This is a genomic window from Rhizobium sp. SYY.PMSO, assembly GCF_046840415.1.
Taxonomy (GTDB): Bacteria; Pseudomonadota; Alphaproteobacteria; order Rhizobiales; family Rhizobiaceae; genus Rhizobium.
The window spans coordinates 1504448-1520888 of record NZ_CP177350.1; the positions used below are offsets into that span (position 1 = coordinate 1504448).

A 16441-nucleotide genomic window follows, 5' to 3' on the forward strand; every position below is an offset into this window, starting at 1 on the left:
GGCCCCCGCCGCATCGCAAACGCCGGGGGCACACCCCGTCAGCCTTCCACGGGTGCGTTCATCGCCCAGGCCACACCGAATGGATCGCGAAGCTGGCCCCAGCGATCACCCCAGAACATCACCTGCGGCTCGACGACAACTTCGGCTCCCGCATCGACGGCACGCTGCCACCAGCCGTCGAGATCATCGACGACAAGCTGCATCGTGAAAGACTGCGGCTTTTCGAGCGGATAGCCGTGTTCCGGGAAGGCGTCCCCCAGCATCACCGAGCTGCCGTTGATATAGAGGTGGATATGCATGGTCCGGCCTTTTTCATCGACCGGAAACATGAAGGCTTCTTCCGCGCCGAAGGCGCGCTTGTAGAATTCGGCCGCCTTTGCAGCGCCGTCGACCGTAAGATAAGCCACAACACCGCCGCGCACCGGCACACGGGGCGGCCTGGATTGTATCTGATCTGCTGCATCGCTCATGATCATCTCCTTGGTTCTGCGCGTTACGCCCTTGTCGATGGGCTGCTCCAAGGACGCTGGCCGATCATGAATTCCGACAACGGGAAACGAAATTTTTCATCCATGTCCGCGCTCGGGCCAGTGCAGCGCCTTCGCGCTCATCCATGCGCCGATTTGCGGACAGGAAAAGACCGTGCGGGGCTGGTTTCGTCGGCGATCCGTGCCAGGGCATTCTCGCGTGACATGGGCCGGCCAAGCAGGAAACCCTGCACCTCGTCATAGCCCTCGGCCCGCAATTTCGCCAGTTGCGCCTCCGTCTCGATACCTTCGGCCAATGTCGCAGCCTTGAAGCCGGACGCGATGCCGACCACAGCCCGCACGATCGCCAGATTGCCGGGGTCGGTCTCCATGCCGGCGACGAAGCTGCGATCGAGCTTGATCTTGTCGAAGGAAAAAGAACGCAGATAGCTGAGCGACGAATAGCCTGTGCCGAAATCGTCGATGGCGATGCGAATGCCAAGCTCCTTCAGTGCCCGCAACAACGACAGGCTCTGCTCGACCTCGGTGAGAAGAACGGACTCCGTAACCTCGATCTCCAGGCGCCCGGGGCAGAGACCGGTCTCGTCCAGTGCCGAGACGACCGTGGCGAGCAGGCTCGCATGGCGGAACTGATAGACGGAAAGGTTGATGGCCACTTTCAGGTTTCCGGGCCATTCCATGGCAGTCCGGCACGCCTCCCGCAGCACCCAGTCGCCGATCGGCACGATCATTCCCGTTTCCTCGGCAACGGGGATGAATTCCGCCGGTGCAATGAGACCGCGCTGGGGATGGCGCCAGCGGATCAGCGCTTCGAAGCCCGATAACGCATCCCTGTCCAGCCGGACGATCGGCTGATAGTGGAGTTCGAATTCATCGTTCTGCAGGGCCTCCCGAAGCTCCAGCGTGAGTTGGTGACGCCGTTCCGCCTCGAGCCGCATCTCGGTCTGGTAGAACCGATAGGTGGACCGGCCGCTGCCCTTGGCCGCGTAGAGCGCCAGATCCGCATCCCGCATGAGAACATCGGCATCGCTGCCGTGTTCCGGCGCCATGGCGATGCCGATGCTGCAGGTCACATGTTCGCGGACACCATCGAGATCGAAGGGGGCGGAAAGCGACAGCAGCAGCAAATCGGCAAACCTCCGGGCTCGCCCGGCATCCGTCATCCGCAGCACAAGCGCAAACTCGTCGCCGCCCAGGCGCGCGACCAGATCGTTCTTCTCGGCCAGCTGCTGCAGGCGCTCGGCGACCTGGCGCAGAAGCATGTCGCCGGCGGCATGGCCCTTGCTGTCGTTGATATGCTTGAAGTGATCGACATCGATGTAAAGCAGCGCGATCGGCCGCTCCGGCGTTGCGGCGGCCACCTGCCGCACGATGCTCTCGGAAAAGAAAGCCCGGTTCGGAAGGCCCGTGAGCGAATCGTGCATGGCGAGATGCGCAAGCCTCGCCTCGACGCTGCGTTCCTCGGTCACGTCCTGGGAAATGCCGAGAACGTAGCGCGGCGCTTGCCCCGTGGGTGCGGGCAGCGCCCGCTTTGCCGTCTTCAGGATGCGGGTGGCTCCATCCACCGTATGAATGGTTTCCTCGAAATAGACCGTTTCAGCGGTCTCGAAGGCAAGCTTGTCCTGCTCGCGGAAGATCGCCGTCTGCTCATCGGAGAATATGGCCGTATCCGATCTGCCGATCACCTCCTGCGCCGCCTGCCCGACGATGCCGCCGCATGCCTCGTTGAACAGGATATAGCGGCCATCCCTCTCCATGTCCTTGACGAAGACGCCGACTGGAAGATTGTCGACGATGCTGTCGAGCAGCGACTGGGTAGCGTCGACCTGCCGCTGCGCCGCATTGACTTCGGTGCGGTCCTGCACGATCGCCAGAATGGCGGCCCTGCCATCGAAGCGGATCTCCCGCCCGTAGGTCAGGACCTCGAACGTCCGGCCATCGGCCTTCAGATGCGTCCAGCGCTGTGCGGTCTCCATATCGGTGCGGCGGTGCAAAGCGTCGAGCATACGCTCGCGTTCCCCGCACGGCCGGATATCGAGCACGGTCATGATCTCGAAGTCCGCATGACTATAGCCATAGAGATCGCGAGCGGCATCGTTGACGATCAGAAACCTCAGCGTGTGGGGATCATAGACCCACATCGGCGACGGATGCGTCTTGAAAAGCGACCGAAAATCATCGTTCGGGGCGTCGAGCCAAACGGAATTCATGGACGGGCCGGCCTTGCCAATTCGAGTTGAGAGATCGGTGGATTAGCTAGTGATAGGTGAAAAAACTAAATAAAATCAAAATTATAACGAGGTTAAACTTTAGGCAAAAGCCTATCGAATATGCAGCGGGCGGTTTATCGCGTCCGTAGAGCAGCCCGACGGCATGGGCAGGATGCCTCCGCGCTCAAAGCCCGGCTTTGCCGATCGCGTGGATGACGCCATGCAACTCGGCGAGCCCCTTCAGGCGGCCGATCAGGGAGTAGCCGGGATTGGTCGGCTTATCGATGTCGTCGCCGATCAGATGCCCATGGTCCGACCGCATCGGGATCAGATGGTCTTGCCGGCCCTCGTTGCCGCGACGCGTTTCCTCGGCGAGCAGCGCCCTCAGGATCGCGTACATGTCGCTTCGCCCCTCCAGATGCGCGGCCTCCACGAACGACCCGTCCGGCTCGATCGCGACATCTCGCAGATGCGCGAAATTGATGCGCGTGGCGAATTCGCGTGCGATCGCCGGTACATCGTTGTCGGCGCGGGACCCGAGCGAGCCGACGCAGAGCGTCAGGCCGTTGGCGACGTGGTCGACGCTGCCGACGATGCGACGAAGATCCGCCGCCGTCGAGACGACGCGCGGCAGGCCGAAAAGCGAAATCGGCGGGTCGTCGGGATGGATCGCAAGCCTGACGCCAAGCTCTGCCGCTACCGGCACCACCTCCCGCAGGAAGGCGTCGAGGCTGGCCTGAAGATCCTGCGCAGCCATTCCGTCGAAAAGGGCGATGGCGGATCGAATGGCTTCCCGGCCATAGCTGTCCTCGCCGCCGGGAAGGCCGGCGATGATATTGTTCTCCAGCCGCTGCACGTCCTCCGGCGTCAGCCCCTTCAGGCGCTCCTCGGCCCGCCGCACCAGATCCGGCGCATAATTTTCTTCAGCACCCTTTCTGCGCAGGACGAAGACGTCGTAGGCGACGAACTCCGCCATGTCGAAACGCAGGGCGAGCGCGCCGGTCGGCATTTCAAAGCGCAGATCCGTACGCGTCCAGTCCACCACCGGCATGAAATTGTAGCAGACCGTCCTGATGCCGGAGCGGGCCAGATTGGCGAGACTGTCCTTCCAGACGCCGATCGCTGCCCTGGCTCCCGAGCCCCCGAGTTTTATGGCGCTTGGAACGGGGATCGATTCACAGACGCTCCAGCGCAATCCCGCCGCCTCCACCAGCGCTTTTCGCGCCTCGATTTCGGCCGGCGACCAGACGCGGGCATAGGAAACGTCATGCAGCGCCGTGACGATGCCCGTCGCTCCCGCCTGCCGGGCATGCGACAGCGGAACGAGATCCTTCGGCCCAAACCAACGCCAGCAGCTTTCCATGCCAAATCTCCTCCATTTGTCGGTCAAAATATCGCTGAAAAGGCAAATGTCCATCCCGGGCCGCTGCTTGACACGCCTTATTGACCAACAATATGGTTTCGCCAATGGAGGAAGACATGGCAGTGCAGACCGCTGACATCGAGGACAAAGGCTCGGCAGTCGATCAGGTGGTCGAGGCGCTGCGACGCCTGATGCGCGAGCGCAATCTCGGCCTCGGAGACGCCCTGCCCTCGGAAGCGGACCTCGCCTCCATGTTCAATGCCAGCCGCAATACGGTGCGGGAAGCGATCCGCATCCTGAAAGCCTATGGCGTCGTCGAGAGCCGTCAGAAGGTCGGCGCGGTCATAACGGACCGCCGCCAGCAGGCTTTGATGGAGCTTTTCTCCTTCGCCATAGACATCTCGGCCGAGAATTTTCTCGATATCCAGGGATTTCGCCGTCTCATCGAGATCAATCTCAGCGATCTTCTGTTCGAAACCGTTGACGCAGCAGGTATCGCGACCCTGCATTCGATCAACGATCGAATGCAGGCGGCGCCGGAATTGGCCGAGGCCGCGGAGCTCGATTTCAAGTTTCACGCGGCTCTCGTCGATTTCGCCGGCAATCGGACCCTGTCACAAGTCTATGGCATTCTGCAACCATTGCTGCAGCGGCTCATGGAGGCGGGAAAACGCTCCCGCACGGCCGTCGACAGCGCCTATCGCGACCATCGCGATATCATTGAGGCATTGGAACTGCGCGATCGAATCGCCTACGCCTACCACATGAACCGTCACCTGCAGGCGGGCCTGCAATTCATCGCGCCAAAGGCTGTTTGAAACATCCATTTCATAACGGACACATGACATGAAAAGACAGACGCTCGACACCGGCTGGACCATCTCGCGCCTTCGCGCGCCCTCCAGCGCACCGGTGCTGCCCAATTCCATCCCTGCAGCGGTGCCGGGCAACGTGCATCTCGACCTGATGGCCGCACAGCTGATCACCGATCCCTATCTCGACGTCAACGAGATCTCGCAGGATTGGATCGGCCGCTCCGCCTGGCGCTATCGCCTGGCCTTCGACTGGGATGGCGAGGACGCCGAGCGCACCGATCTCTCCTGCCTCGGCCTCGATACGGCCGCGCGCCTGGAGCTGAACGGCACGCTTCTCGGCGAGACCCGCAACATGCATCGCAGCTACCGCTTCGCGATCGGGGAATATCTGAAAAGCGGCCGCAACGAATTGATCGTCGATTTCCAATCGGCCTACGAGCATGGCGAGGAGGTGCGCAAGCAGCTCGGCAGCGCCGCCGATATCCCCCAGAATTATCCCGGCCCGAGCAACCTCATCCGCAAGATGGCCTGCAATTTCGGCTGGGACTGGGGACCGACCGTCGTCACGGCAGGCATCTGGAAGCCGATCCTCATCGAGAGCTGGTCGAAGGCCCGGCTCGGGGCGATCCGCCCGGAAATCACGCTGCAGGGCAGCCAGGGCGTTGCCCGCCTGCATGTCGAGATCGAATGGGCGGAAAAGGGCACGGACAGCGCAGCGCTGGTCTTGTCCATCGGCGGCAAGCGCGCGGAGGTTCGCGTCGCGCAAGGCGAGACCCATGCGCTGATCGAGTGCCGCATCGACAATCCGCAGGTCTGGTGGCCGCATGGCATGGGCGGCCAGCCGCTTTACGATCTCGACCTGCAGTTGCTCGGCTCGGACGGCGCGGCACTCGACGGCTGGAAGCGGCGCGTCGGCTTCCGCTCGGTGCGGCTGGATACGACACCGGATGAAATCGGTTCCGCCTTCACACTCGTCGTCAACGACGTGCCGGTCTTTGCCCGCGGCGCCAACTGGATTCCCGACGATTGCTTCCTGCCGCGCGTGACGCGCGAGCGCTATCGCGACAGAATTGCCCAGGCCCGCGATGCCAACATGAACATGCTGCGTGTCTGGGGCGGCGGCATTTACGAGACCGATACCTTCTACGAGGAATGCGATGCAGCCGGCATCATGGTCTGGCAGGACTTCCTGTTTGCCTGCGCAACCTACCCCGAAGAGGAACCTGTCTACAGCGAGATCGAGGCGGAAGCGCGCGAAGCGATCACAAGGCTCATGCCCTACGCTTCGCTGGTCATCTGGAACGGCAACAACGAGAATATCTGGGGCTATTTCGACTGGGGCTGGCAGGATGTGCTCGGCAATCGCCCCTGGGGCGCCGGCTACTATCTCGACCTTCTGCCGAAGCTGGTGGCCGAGATCGATCCGACACGTCCCTATTGGGCAGGCAGCCCCTATTCCGGCTCCATGGAAATCGCGCCGAACGCGGACGAGCATGGCTGCAAGCACATCTGGGATGTCTGGAACGAGGTCGGCTACGAGACCTACCGCAACTATATCCCCCGCTTCTGCTCCGAATTCGGATGGCAGGCGCCGCCGACCTTCGCGACGCTTGCCCAGTCCGTTCGCGAAAAGGGCCGGGCCTCGGCCTCGCCGGGCGTACTGCACCACCAGAAGGCAACCGGCGGCAACGACAAGCTGCTGATGGGACTGGAAGGCTGGTTCCCGCACCCGCAAAATTTCGACGACTGGCTTTTCGTCACGCAGCTCAACCAGGCGCGTGCGATCAGCTTCGGCATCGACCATATGCGCTCGCATCGCCCCACCTGCATGGGCACCATCGTCTGGCAACTCAACGATTGCTGGCCCGTCACCTCCTGGGCCGCCGTCGACGGTGCCGGCAGGAAGAAGCCGCTCTGGTATGCCTTGAAGCATAGCTACGCGCCGCATCTTCTGACAATCCAGCCGCGCGGCGATGGTCTGGCTGCCGTTGCCGTCAACGACGCAACGCTGTTCTGGCGCGTGCCCTTCACCGTCGAACGCTTCGATTTCGACGGCACGCTGCTTGCCCGCCACCACGTCTGGCGCATTCTGTGCGATCGCTTCGAAAATACCGATATCGATATACCGAGCGATGTCGCGACACCGGGCGATCCGCGCCGGGAATTCCTGCGCGCCCGCCTCGGCGATGCCGAAGCGTGGTGGTTCTTCGAGAAGGACATGAAGCTGCAATATCCGCAGCCCCGCTTCGACGTCGAGAGCGCCCAGACGACCGACGGGATCACCGTGACCATCACCGCCCAGTCGCTTCTGCGCGATGTCTGCCTGTTCGTCGATCGCATCAGCCCGAACGCCGAAGTCGACGACATGATGGTCAACCTCGCACCCGGCGAAAGCAGGACATTCGAGGTGAAAGGCATCTCCAGGGAGGCTTTCGACGATGCCGATCCCCGGACCATTATCCGCACGGCCAATCAGGTCGCCGAGCCTCCGCATCCCTGAAAACGCGGAACGCTTGCAACAGGATATCCGGCGCATCGCGCCGGATCCGCCCTCAGATCCTCCGTAAATCGTCACGAAAGATTGCGCAGGCGAATGGCGAATTGCCTCCTATGATCGGGCAGCGCCTTGTGATCTAGTGCAGCCTATCCGACCCATGAATCAGCGAGACACCGCTTATGTCCTCGGACTCCAATCGCAGCTTTCAAACGCCCCGTCGCGAAGAACTCGGTCTTATCACGCTTGGCAATACCGCCGGGCTTTCGGCTTCGGTCCTGCCGAACGGCACGCTGTTTTCGATCGACTTCGCCGATCAGCAGGGCGCCGTCATGATCAACCAGGTACTCGGCTCGCCCGTCTATGGCGGCATCGGACGGCTCTATCTGCGCGTCGGCGGTGCGAAGCCGGCAACGGCTGAGATCGTCGGACCCAAGGCAGCCGTACAGTTCGGCCATGGCAAGGGAGGCTTTTCCTGGAGCGGCGAGACGGCCGGCGTCAGACATACGGTGAGCCTCCGCCTGCACCCGAGCCAGCCTGCATGGTTCTGGCAGGTATCGCTGCAAAACGCGACAAGTGCCACAGTTTCTGCCGATCTCATCCTGCTTCAGGATGTCGGGCTCGGCGATCGCGGCTTCCTGATGAACAGCGAAGCCTATGCTTCGCAATATATCGACCATCACATCGCCAGCCACGATGCCTTCGGCCCGGTCGTCATGAACCGGCAGAACCTCAAGCAGGGCGGCGGACGGAATCCGTGGCTCGCACAAGGCTGCCTCGACGGCGCTGCGGCCTACGCGACAGATGCGATCCAGCTCCTCGTACCGTCTAAGGGCGGCGACGGCGTCATGGTGCCGGAATTCGGCAACGATCTGCCGAGCACGCGCCGTCAGCACGAGGTCGCCTGCCCGGCGATCCAGTCGAAGCCGCTTTCGCTCGCAGCCGGCGACGCCAATACGACCACCTTCTTCGGCCTCTTCGTCGCCGATCATCCGGCGGCCTCCAGCGATGCCGATCTTGCCCATCTCGATGGCCTGTCCAAGCTTCAGAGCGAACTCGTCGTAGACACGATATCGGCCGCGCAAGCGGCGCGCAGCCTCGTGCAGGACGCGCCTCTTGCCGAGAGCGAGGAGCTGGATGACGCTGCCATCAATGCGCTCTACCCCGAACGGATGCTGGAAGAGCATGCCGACGGGAAGCTGCTCTCCTTCTTCGTGCCGGACGGCCCGCACAACAGGCATGTCGTGCTGCGCGAAAAGGAGCGTCTGGTGGCGCGCCGTCATGGCGCCATCGTCCGCAGCGGCCAGAACATGGTGCTTGACGACCAGACCCTGGCCGCGACCTGCTGGATGCAGGGCATTTTCGCCGCGCAGCTAACGATCGGCAACACATCGTTCCACAAGCTGTTTTCCGTCTCGCGCGATCCCTACAATCTGACGCGGTCGAGCGGCTTGCGCATCCTTGTCGATCTCGGCGACGGCTGGCGCCTGCTCGGCGTGCCCGCGGCATTCGAAATGGGCTTGAGCGATACGCGTTGGATCTACTGGCTTCCCGGCCGCACCATCACCGTTTCGGCAATCGCCTCCGGCGACGATCCGGCCATGCAATGGAACGTCTCGGTGGAAGGCGAAGCCTGCCGTTTCCTCGTGTTCGGCCATATCGTGCTCGGCGAACGCGACTATGAGGCCGTGGCGAACATCGCGGTCGATAAGGCGGCCAAACGCATTTCCTTCCGTCCGCAGCCGTCCTGGCTCTGGGATCGTTATCCGCAGGCCGGCTATCATCTCGTCACCTCGACGCCGGACGCCTTCGAAGCCGTTGGCGGCGATGAGCTGCTCTATGGCGATGGCGTGGCCCGCAACGGCCCGTTCATCGCGCTGAAATCGCATCCGACGCAAGAGTTGCGCTTTGCCGTCACGGGCTCGATGACCAAACCGGATGCGGCCGAGGCTCTCACTGCGCGCTACAGCGCCGGTGTCGAAAGCGAAGATATGCTGGCGCCGGCGCGACGCTTCTGGAGCCATGTGACGCGCGGCGCGCGTATCGAGGGCGACGGCCGCGACGTGGTTGCCCAGGCAGTTATGCTGCCCTGGATCGCACATGACGCCATCGTACATCTGAGCGTGCCGCACGGATTGGAGCAATATACGGGAGCGGCCTGGGGGACGCGCGACGTTTGCCAGGGGCCGATCGAATTCCTGCTCGCCTATGAGCATGACGAAGAGGTCCGCCAGATCCTCAGCACGCTCTTTTCCGAGCAATACCGGGATCGCGGCGACTGGCCGCAATGGTTCATGCTGGAGCCCTACGCCAATATCCGCGCCGGCGAGGCGCATGGCGATATCGTCGTCTGGCCGCTGAAGGCACTCTGCGATTACATCGAGGCGACAGGCGACATCACCTTCCTTGCCGAAAGGGTGCCGTGGCGTGCCGACGACACCATGCAGCGGACCTCCGAGCATGCGACGATCTCCGATCACGTCGAAAAGCTGCTGGAAACCGTGCGCAGCCGCTTCGTGCCCGGCACCAGCCTCATCCGCTACGGCGAAGGCGACTGGAACGACAGCCTGCAGCCGGCCGATCCGCACCTGCGCGACTGGATGGTCAGCAGCTGGACCGTATCCCTGCTTTACGAGCAGCTGGTGCGCTACGCCGGCATCCTCACGCTCGCCAGCCGCAACGACGAGGCCCAGGCACTGCAGGCCACAGCCACCGCCATGCGGGCCGATTTCAACCGGCTCTTGATGCGGGACGGCGTCGTCGCCGGCTACGGCGTCTTCGATCCGAGCCATGACGGCGTCGAATTGCTGCTGCATCCGCAAGATACGAGGACCGGCCTGCACTATTCGCTGATCGCGATGACCCAGCCGATGATCGGCGGCCTGTTCACGCCCGATCAGCGCCACGCCCACATGAAGATCATCCGCGAGAACCTGCTGTTTCCGGACGGCGTGCGGCTGATGGAGAAGCCGGCAACCTATTCCGGCGGCCCGGAAAAGCTGTTCCGCCGCGCCGAATCCTCATCCTTCTTCGGGCGCGAGATCGGGCTCATGTATGTGCATGCGCATCTGCGCTACTGCGAGGCCCTGGCGCTCGACGACGACGCGGAGGCCGTATGGCAGGCGCTGGCGCTCGCCAACCCGATTGCCGTCAGCGGGCGGGTGGAGCATGCGTCGCTTCGCCAGCGCAATACCTATTTCAGCAGCAGCGATGCCGCCTTCGCCGACCGTTATCACGCGTCTTCGGACTGGGCGCGCGTCAAGGCTGGCGATATTGCCGTCGATGGCGGCTGGCGTATCTATTCCAGCGGCCCCGGTCTCTACACCAAGAGCCTGATCGGCAATATTTTCGGGTTCAAGCGGCAGTTCGGCCGGCGCATCCGCCAGCCGCTGCTGCCGGCCTCGATCGGTGCCTGCGAGGTCAAGCTCGATTTCAAGGCCTGAGCTGTCAAGCGCTATAAGGAGACGCTGAACGGCCTCCTTTCTCTTACCCAACAGAGCGATTCCGTGGAACGCGGAACCGCTCTATCTTTTTGTCCACACGCGATTCCGGACGGAAAGCGGACAAGCAATGTCCCTCCATCAATCGGAACGCAACGGCGTCATTGGACGTCGGCAGAGCTTGCCAAGTTTGCCATCCGGCACGTAATCGACCTTCCGGTTAACCGAATCGGTTAAAGCTCATCCGGATGTTCAAAGGCCGGAGGCAGATTTGGAAACGGCGCTCTATCTTCCGATCAAGGCATTTCTCGAAGCCGCCGGCTATGCCGTGAAGGGCGAAATCGGCGGCTGCGACCTCGTGGGACTGAATGATGGCGAGCCGCTGGTCGTCGTCATCTGCGAGCTGAAGATGAGCTTCAATCTCGAACTGATCCTGCAGGCCGTTGACCGCGCCGCGGCCAGCGACGAGGTCTGGATCGCCGCGCGCGTCTCGGCAAAGGGCAAGGGGCGCGAAGGCGACCGCCGCTTTCGAGACCTTTGCCGCCGGCTGGGCTTCGGCATGCTTTCCGTATCGGATAGCGACGTAGTGGACATCATCGTCAGCCCCGTCTCGCCGATGCCGCGCAAGAATGCGCGTCGCAGATCACGCCTTGTTGAAGAACACCGCCGGCGCAAGGGCGACCCGGCGCTGGGCGGCAGCACGCGCAAACCGATCATGACGGCGTACCGGCAACAGGCCCTCGCCTGCGCGGCTGCGATCGAAAACGGCGTGCAGCGCCCCAAGGATATGCGCGACGCGGCGCCAAAGGCCCCGCAAATTCTGAGGGATAACGTCTACGGCTGGTTCGAGCGCATCGACCGCGGCATTTACGCGCTGACCGAACTCGGAACGGAGGCTCTCAGGAGATGGCCGCTGTCGCAAAGCTAATTATGGAAAAATTCCGGTCGACCAACATTAAATTCATGTAATATCTTAACTTTTAGCAATAAAAACATGATCGATATTTAATTTGTAAAAGTCAATTGGCGGATCATATTACTCATCAGCGCCAATTCAGATTTATACTTTGCGCCCCTTGAGTAAAGGGAAACAAAGCCTCCCGAATGAATTGACGCGGACCCATTCGACGCCTGTCCCGGACATGGACAAGACGCCAATCTGCCAACGATCTCGTAAGGGACTTTTGCCATGTCATCTCTTCTCCGCAAACACCGCACCGCCGCCATCGTAGGCGCCGCCATCATCGTCGGCGCCGGCGCATTGCCCTTTGCCTTCAGCACCTCGGCCAGCGTTGCCGCCGCCGCCGAACCGGCCGGCATCATCGCGCCCGGCGGCTCCTTCGCTCCGATCGTCGATGCCGACAAGCCGGCCGTCGTTACCGTCACCACCACCATGAAGGCCACCGACACGAGCGCCGACGGCAGCAACTCGCCGATGGACGAGCAGTTCCGCCAATTCTTCGAAAATCAGGGCATCCCCTTCCCGAGGCAGATGCCGCATCAGCAACAGAGCCAGCGCGCCATGGCGCTCGGTTCCGGCTTCATCATCAGCCCGGATGGCATCATCGTCACCAACAACCATGTCATCCAGAACGCGGTCGACATCAAGGTAACGCTCGACGACGGCACCGAACTGCCCGCCAAGCTGCTGGGCGCGGATGCAAAATCCGACCTCGCCGTTCTGAAGATCCAGGCACCAAAGGCACTGCCGACCATCGCCTGGGGCGACTCCGACAAGCTGAAGCTCGGCGACCAGATCCTGGCGATCGGCAACCCCTTCGGCATCGGCACGACGGTCACCGCCGGCATCGTCTCGGCCCGCGGCCGTGACCTGCACAGCGGCCCCTATGACGACTTCATCCAGATCGACGCCCCGATCAATCACGGCAATTCCGGCGGCCCGCTCGTCGACCGCGAAGGCAATGTCGTCGGCATCAACACCGCCATCTATTCGCCGAACGGCGGCAGCGTCGGCGTCGGCTTTGCCATTCCTTCCGACGAGGCCAAGTCAATCGTCGCCAAGCTGGAAAAGAACGGCTCGATCGATCACGGCTATCTCGGCGTCGCGATCCAGCCCGTGACCTCCGATGTCGCCAACGCCGTGGGCCTGCCGCAGGCCGAAGGCGCGCTGGTTGCCAGCGTCAATGACGATACGCCCGCCGCCCGCGCCGGCATCAAGAGCGGCGATATCGTCACTGCCGTCGGCAACGAGTCCGTCAAGACGCCGAAAGACCTGTCGCGGCTCGTCGCCGATCTCTCTCCCGGCGACAAGCGCTCGGTTACGCTGTGGCGCGATGGCAAGAACATGGACGTCAACGTCACCATCGGTGGCAATGACGATAGCAAGCAGGCTGCAAACGATAGCGGCGACGGCAAGGTGCAGCCGTCCAACCAGCCGAGCATCGGCGTCGGCCTTGCCAACCTCACGCCCGATGTCCGCCAGCAGCTGAACCTGCCGCGCGGCGTCGAAGGCGCCGTCGTTGCCAGCGTCAACCCAGACAAGCCGGCAGCCGCTGCCGGCATCCAGACCGGCGACATCATCGTCTCGGTCAACGATCAGCCGGTGCGCAACGCCCATGAGGTGCAGACAGCCGTCGCCCAGGCCGGCAAGAGCGGCCGCAAGTCCGTCCTGCTGCTGATCGAGCGCGATGGTAACAAGACCTTCGTCGCCGTCCCCTTCTCGGCCGCCTGAGGACCTGAAACTCCCTGCAACCGGCCCGTTCCCCAAGGGGAGCGGGCCGGTTGCCGTCACGTCACCAGCAGGCCCTGCCGCTCGGCAAGCCCGATGGTTGCCAGCGTTCCCGCATTGAAGGGGAGAAAATCGGCCTCGATGCCGTCGCTGAAGATGACGCCATGTTCCGCCATCTCGGAGACGATGGACATTGGCATCTCGGCCCCGATCTCACCCGACACCAGCGAAACACCCGTCGTCCGGCTCGGAAAAGGCTCCCGCACGAAATAATGCAGGAATTCCGCGTCCCAGGGAAACGAGGCGTCGGCGATCCCCGCCGGCAGCTCCACGCCGCAACTCGCGGCAGCACCCGCCCAGCCGGCATAAAGGCTCTTCAGCCATCCGGTCGAACCCATGCCCGTGGAAACGATGATGCCGCTCGACGATTGCCGTTCATGCCGCTCGCCGACCCGAAGATCGTAACGGGCCGAAACGTGACTGCGCGGGCCGATGAAGAGATCGTTCACCGCATAGAGCACCTCACCGGTATTGAGCGAAGCCTTTGCCATGCTCACGCGCTTGAGCGGCCGGCGCTGCGCCAGGGCCTCGGGCATGACCTTGCGGACATCGGCAACATGGAACGGCAGCAGGACGCCATCCCATCGTTTCGGATCCGGATTCACGCCAAGCACATTCTGGCCGTCGAGATATTTCAGCGTGTTGGCGACCAGACCGTCCTGCCCCAGCACGACGACCACGTCATCGGCGCCGAAGATGAAATTGCCGAGATAGCGCCGGTTGAGCGTCTGCACTCTGGCCAAGGAGCGCAGGTGCGCTTCGACATCGCGCACCGCCGCCTGGTAATGCTGCTGCTCGGCAAGATAATCGCCGAAATCGGCCCCCAGGTGCTCGACATAGAACTGCGCCTGCTGAACGGTGTTGAAGCGCGCGACGAGTTCATCGAGACGGGTATCGCGCACGATGAGCACGATCTTCCTGTCCTCGGCCTTCCCGCTGTTTGAAACCGGCATGGCTTATCCCCTCGGCTGCAGCATTTCGCGCAGGAGATCGGGGGTCACATTCAGCTGGCCGATCTTGGTGGCGTTGTCGGCAAGATCGCGGAAGGCGAGCGCCATCAGCTGGCCGGGATCCATGCCGACCGAGGCCAGCGCCTGCAGCATCTTGGGATCGGCATCGCCGAACGACTTCATCATGGCGGCCAGGCCGTAGGCCTTCGCATCGGCCTCCTCGCGCGCATTGCCCGAAGCAAGGGCGACGAGCGCCTTGTTCTGCTCTTCGAGGGCGATCTTCCCGGTCATCTCTTCCTGCCGGATCTGCAACTGCCGCTCCTGCACCGAGCGTTCCGCATCCATCTGCGCTTCGCGGACCTGACGCTTCTTGTTTTCGACGGCGATTTCGGTCGCCAGTTCATTCTCCTTGATGGTTCGCTCCTGCTCGACGGCCGCGTTGCGGCGGGCATAGATCGCCTCGTCGGCGCTGCGCAGCAGCGCTTCGCGCGCGCCAGCCTCCAGCGCCTTGGCGGTCTCCGGCTTGGGCTTTACCGCCAGGATCGACAGGCTCAGAAGCTCAAGGCCCAATGCCTGCAATGCGGGATGCCCCTGCAGCGTGCCCGCCACCCGCCCCACCAGCAGTTCGCCGGCGGCCAGCACTTCCTTCAAAGACAGGGTATGCACTTCGGCGCGCATTGCGACCTGAACCTGATCGATCAATCGCTGCGACAGCTTCTGCGGATCTTCCGAACCGTAGACCCCCCTGGCGTTGAGCGAGAAGTCGAGCAGCTCCGCTGTCCGCTTCGGCTCGGCGATGCGATAGGTGATCTGCCCTTGGACCGTCACCTCCTGGAAATCCGCAGTCACCTCCGGAAAGATGAAAGGCTCGTTGACGCTGGCGGTCGGCACCACGACCAGCGAGGTCGACGGCGCGAAATACCAGAACGAGAGCCCCGCGCCTTCCCGTTGCGGCCGGCCGCCGCGATACTGGATCACATACTGGGTCGGCTGGGCCTTGATGAAACGAAATCCGAACATGACTGTCTCCTGAAAAGCGACGGTTGCAAACCGTCATGGCGCCAACAAACACGACTTATTGTATTTTGTCAACTAAGTTAGTTGAAACTTTACACTAAGATATGACTACGCTATGGTCGACAATATGAACAGCCCAGCAGACCTCCCCCAAAGGCCGATCGTGTCGGTCGATCTCGCAATCTTCGCCTTGGCGCCGGAGGGGCTGGAGGTTTTGCTGGCGCGACGCGGCACGGAGCCCTTTTCCGGATATTGGGCCTTGCCGGGCGGATGGATCCATGTCGATGAGGACCGGAACCTCGAAGCCGCGGCGCGGCGCGTGCTCAGCGACAAGACGGGGGTCGCGACGCCTTATTTCGAGCAGGTCGGCATTTTCGGGGATGCGGAGCGCGATCCCCGCGGCTGGAGCCTGAGCGTGACCTATATGGCGTTGATCGCGCCGGACGCCGTAACGCTGCGGCATGGCGGCAATGTCACCGACGTTGCCTGGCATCCGATCGACGGTGATACTACGATGGCACCCTTGGCCTTCGACCATGCGGTCATTCTCAGGGCCGCCATCACTCGGTTGCGCAACAAGGTCGAATATTCGACCCTGCCCGTGCATCTCCTGCCGGAAGCGTTCACGCTCAGCGAATTGCAGGCTGTCTATGAACGGCTTCTCGGCCGCCTTCTCGATAAATCCGCCTTTCGCAAACGCATCGCGGAGGTGGATTTCATCGAGCCGATAGCAGGAGAAATGCGTCGCGCCAGCAACCGCCCTGCCCAGCTTTACCGGCTCAAGCAGGCAGGCTCGACCGTCTTCTTCGACCGGACCATCTGAGGCAGCGCATTACCACAGAAGAGGCAGTTTGCTTTTGACACATGTCGCTTTTTGTCCAAACTCTGCCTTTGTGATGGTACAAATAGCGCCGG

At 62.5% G+C, this 16441-nt stretch carries 11 protein-coding genes; 6 read left to right on the plus strand and 5 right to left on the minus strand.

Going from position 1 to position 16441, the window contains the following annotated elements; genetic code table 11:
• Window positions 1-38 precede the first annotated feature (38 nt).
• The 3 genes from ACJJVH_RS25220 to uxuA form a co-directional block, all read right to left on the minus strand.
• Window positions 39-470 (minus strand): VOC family protein, encoded by a 432-nt coding sequence (locus tag ACJJVH_RS25220; RefSeq protein WP_113357824.1) that lies wholly within the window; start codon window positions 468-470, stop codon window positions 39-41.
• Window positions 471-607: 137 nt separating this feature from the next.
• Window positions 608-2698 carry a putative bifunctional diguanylate cyclase/phosphodiesterase gene (locus ACJJVH_RS25225; RefSeq protein WP_412065459.1) on the minus strand — a complete coding sequence of 697 codons (2091 nt, stop codon included), beginning with the start codon at window positions 2696-2698 and terminating at the stop codon, window positions 608-610.
• A gap of 184 nt (window positions 2699-2882) precedes the next feature.
• Window positions 2883-4061 carry a mannonate dehydratase gene (uxuA, locus tag ACJJVH_RS25230; RefSeq protein WP_412065460.1) on the minus strand — a complete coding sequence of 393 codons (1179 nt, stop codon included), beginning with the start codon at window positions 4059-4061 and terminating at the stop codon, window positions 2883-2885.
• A 116-nt stretch (window positions 4062-4177) separates the two neighbouring features.
• Here uxuA and ACJJVH_RS25235 point away from each other — a divergent pair, with 116 nt between their 5' ends.
• From ACJJVH_RS25235 to ACJJVH_RS25255, 5 genes are all read left to right on the plus strand, one after another.
• A complete protein-coding gene (locus ACJJVH_RS25235; protein WP_113370847.1) occupies window positions 4178-4879 on the plus strand; it encodes a FadR/GntR family transcriptional regulator in 702 nt (233 codons plus the stop codon).
• 28 nt (window positions 4880-4907) lie between these two features.
• Entirely contained in the window at window positions 4908-7376 is a 2469-nt protein-coding gene (locus ACJJVH_RS25240; protein WP_112798543.1) for a glycoside hydrolase family 2 protein, read from the plus strand.
• Window positions 7377-7552: 176 nt separating this feature from the next.
• Window positions 7553-10813 (plus strand): GH36-type glycosyl hydrolase domain-containing protein, encoded by a 3261-nt coding sequence (locus ACJJVH_RS25245; protein ID WP_412065461.1) that lies wholly within the window; start codon window positions 7553-7555, stop codon window positions 10811-10813.
• A gap of 268 nt (window positions 10814-11081) precedes the next feature.
• Window positions 11082-11738, plus strand: coding sequence for a DUF2161 domain-containing phosphodiesterase (locus ACJJVH_RS25250; protein WP_412065462.1), 657 nt, complete (start codon window positions 11082-11084; stop codon window positions 11736-11738).
• A 261-nt stretch (window positions 11739-11999) separates the two neighbouring features.
• Window positions 12000-13502 (plus strand): DegQ family serine endoprotease, encoded by a 1503-nt coding sequence (locus ACJJVH_RS25255; RefSeq protein WP_112798549.1) that lies wholly within the window; start codon window positions 12000-12002, stop codon window positions 13500-13502.
• 56 nt (window positions 13503-13558) lie between these two features.
• Here ACJJVH_RS25255 and ACJJVH_RS25260 read toward each other — a convergent pair whose 3' ends face one another.
• Entirely contained in the window at window positions 13559-14512 is a 954-nt protein-coding gene (locus ACJJVH_RS25260) for a sugar kinase (RefSeq protein WP_113391975.1), read from the minus strand.
• Between the two features lie 3 nt (window positions 14513-14515).
• Complete coding sequence (locus ACJJVH_RS25265; protein WP_412065463.1) at window positions 14516-15529, minus strand: SPFH domain-containing protein; 1014 nt, start codon at window positions 15527-15529, stop codon at window positions 14516-14518.
• A gap of 124 nt (window positions 15530-15653) precedes the next feature.
• On the opposite strand from ACJJVH_RS25265, the gene ACJJVH_RS25270 reads away from it, so the two are divergent.
• Window positions 15654-16349: an NUDIX hydrolase gene (locus ACJJVH_RS25270; RefSeq protein ID WP_412065464.1), complete on the plus strand. Its 696-nt coding sequence runs from the start codon at window positions 15654-15656 to the stop codon at window positions 16347-16349.
• Window positions 16350-16441: the final 92 nt, after the last annotated feature.

What these genes read in the sequence shown, in the direction of transcription:
- ACJJVH_RS25220 (WP_113357824.1), bottom strand. Translation starts at nt 470, where the DNA reads ATGAGCGATGCAGCAGATCAGATACAATCCAGGCCGCCCCGTGTGCCG.
- ACJJVH_RS25225 (WP_412065459.1), bottom strand. Translation starts at nt 2,698, where the DNA reads ATGAATTCCGTTTGGCTCGACGCCCCGAACGATGATTTTCGGTCGCTT.
- uxuA (WP_412065460.1), bottom strand. Translation starts at nt 4,061, where the DNA reads ATGGAAAGCTGCTGGCGTTGGTTTGGGCCGAAGGATCTCGTTCCGCTG.
- ACJJVH_RS25235 (WP_113370847.1), top strand. Translation starts at nt 4,178, where the DNA reads ATGGCAGTGCAGACCGCTGACATCGAGGACAAAGGCTCGGCAGTCGAT.
- ACJJVH_RS25240 (WP_112798543.1), top strand. Translation starts at nt 4,908, where the DNA reads ATGAAAAGACAGACGCTCGACACCGGCTGGACCATCTCGCGCCTTCGC.
- ACJJVH_RS25245 (WP_412065461.1), top strand. Translation starts at nt 7,553, where the DNA reads ATGTCCTCGGACTCCAATCGCAGCTTTCAAACGCCCCGTCGCGAAGAA.
- ACJJVH_RS25255 (WP_112798549.1), top strand. Translation starts at nt 12,000, where the DNA reads ATGTCATCTCTTCTCCGCAAACACCGCACCGCCGCCATCGTAGGCGCC.
- ACJJVH_RS25260 (WP_113391975.1), bottom strand. Translation starts at nt 14,512, where the DNA reads ATGCCGGTTTCAAACAGCGGGAAGGCCGAGGACAGGAAGATCGTGCTC.
- ACJJVH_RS25265 (WP_412065463.1), bottom strand. Translation starts at nt 15,529, where the DNA reads ATGTTCGGATTTCGTTTCATCAAGGCCCAGCCGACCCAGTATGTGATC.
- ACJJVH_RS25270 (WP_412065464.1), top strand. Translation starts at nt 15,654, where the DNA reads ATGAACAGCCCAGCAGACCTCCCCCAAAGGCCGATCGTGTCGGTCGAT.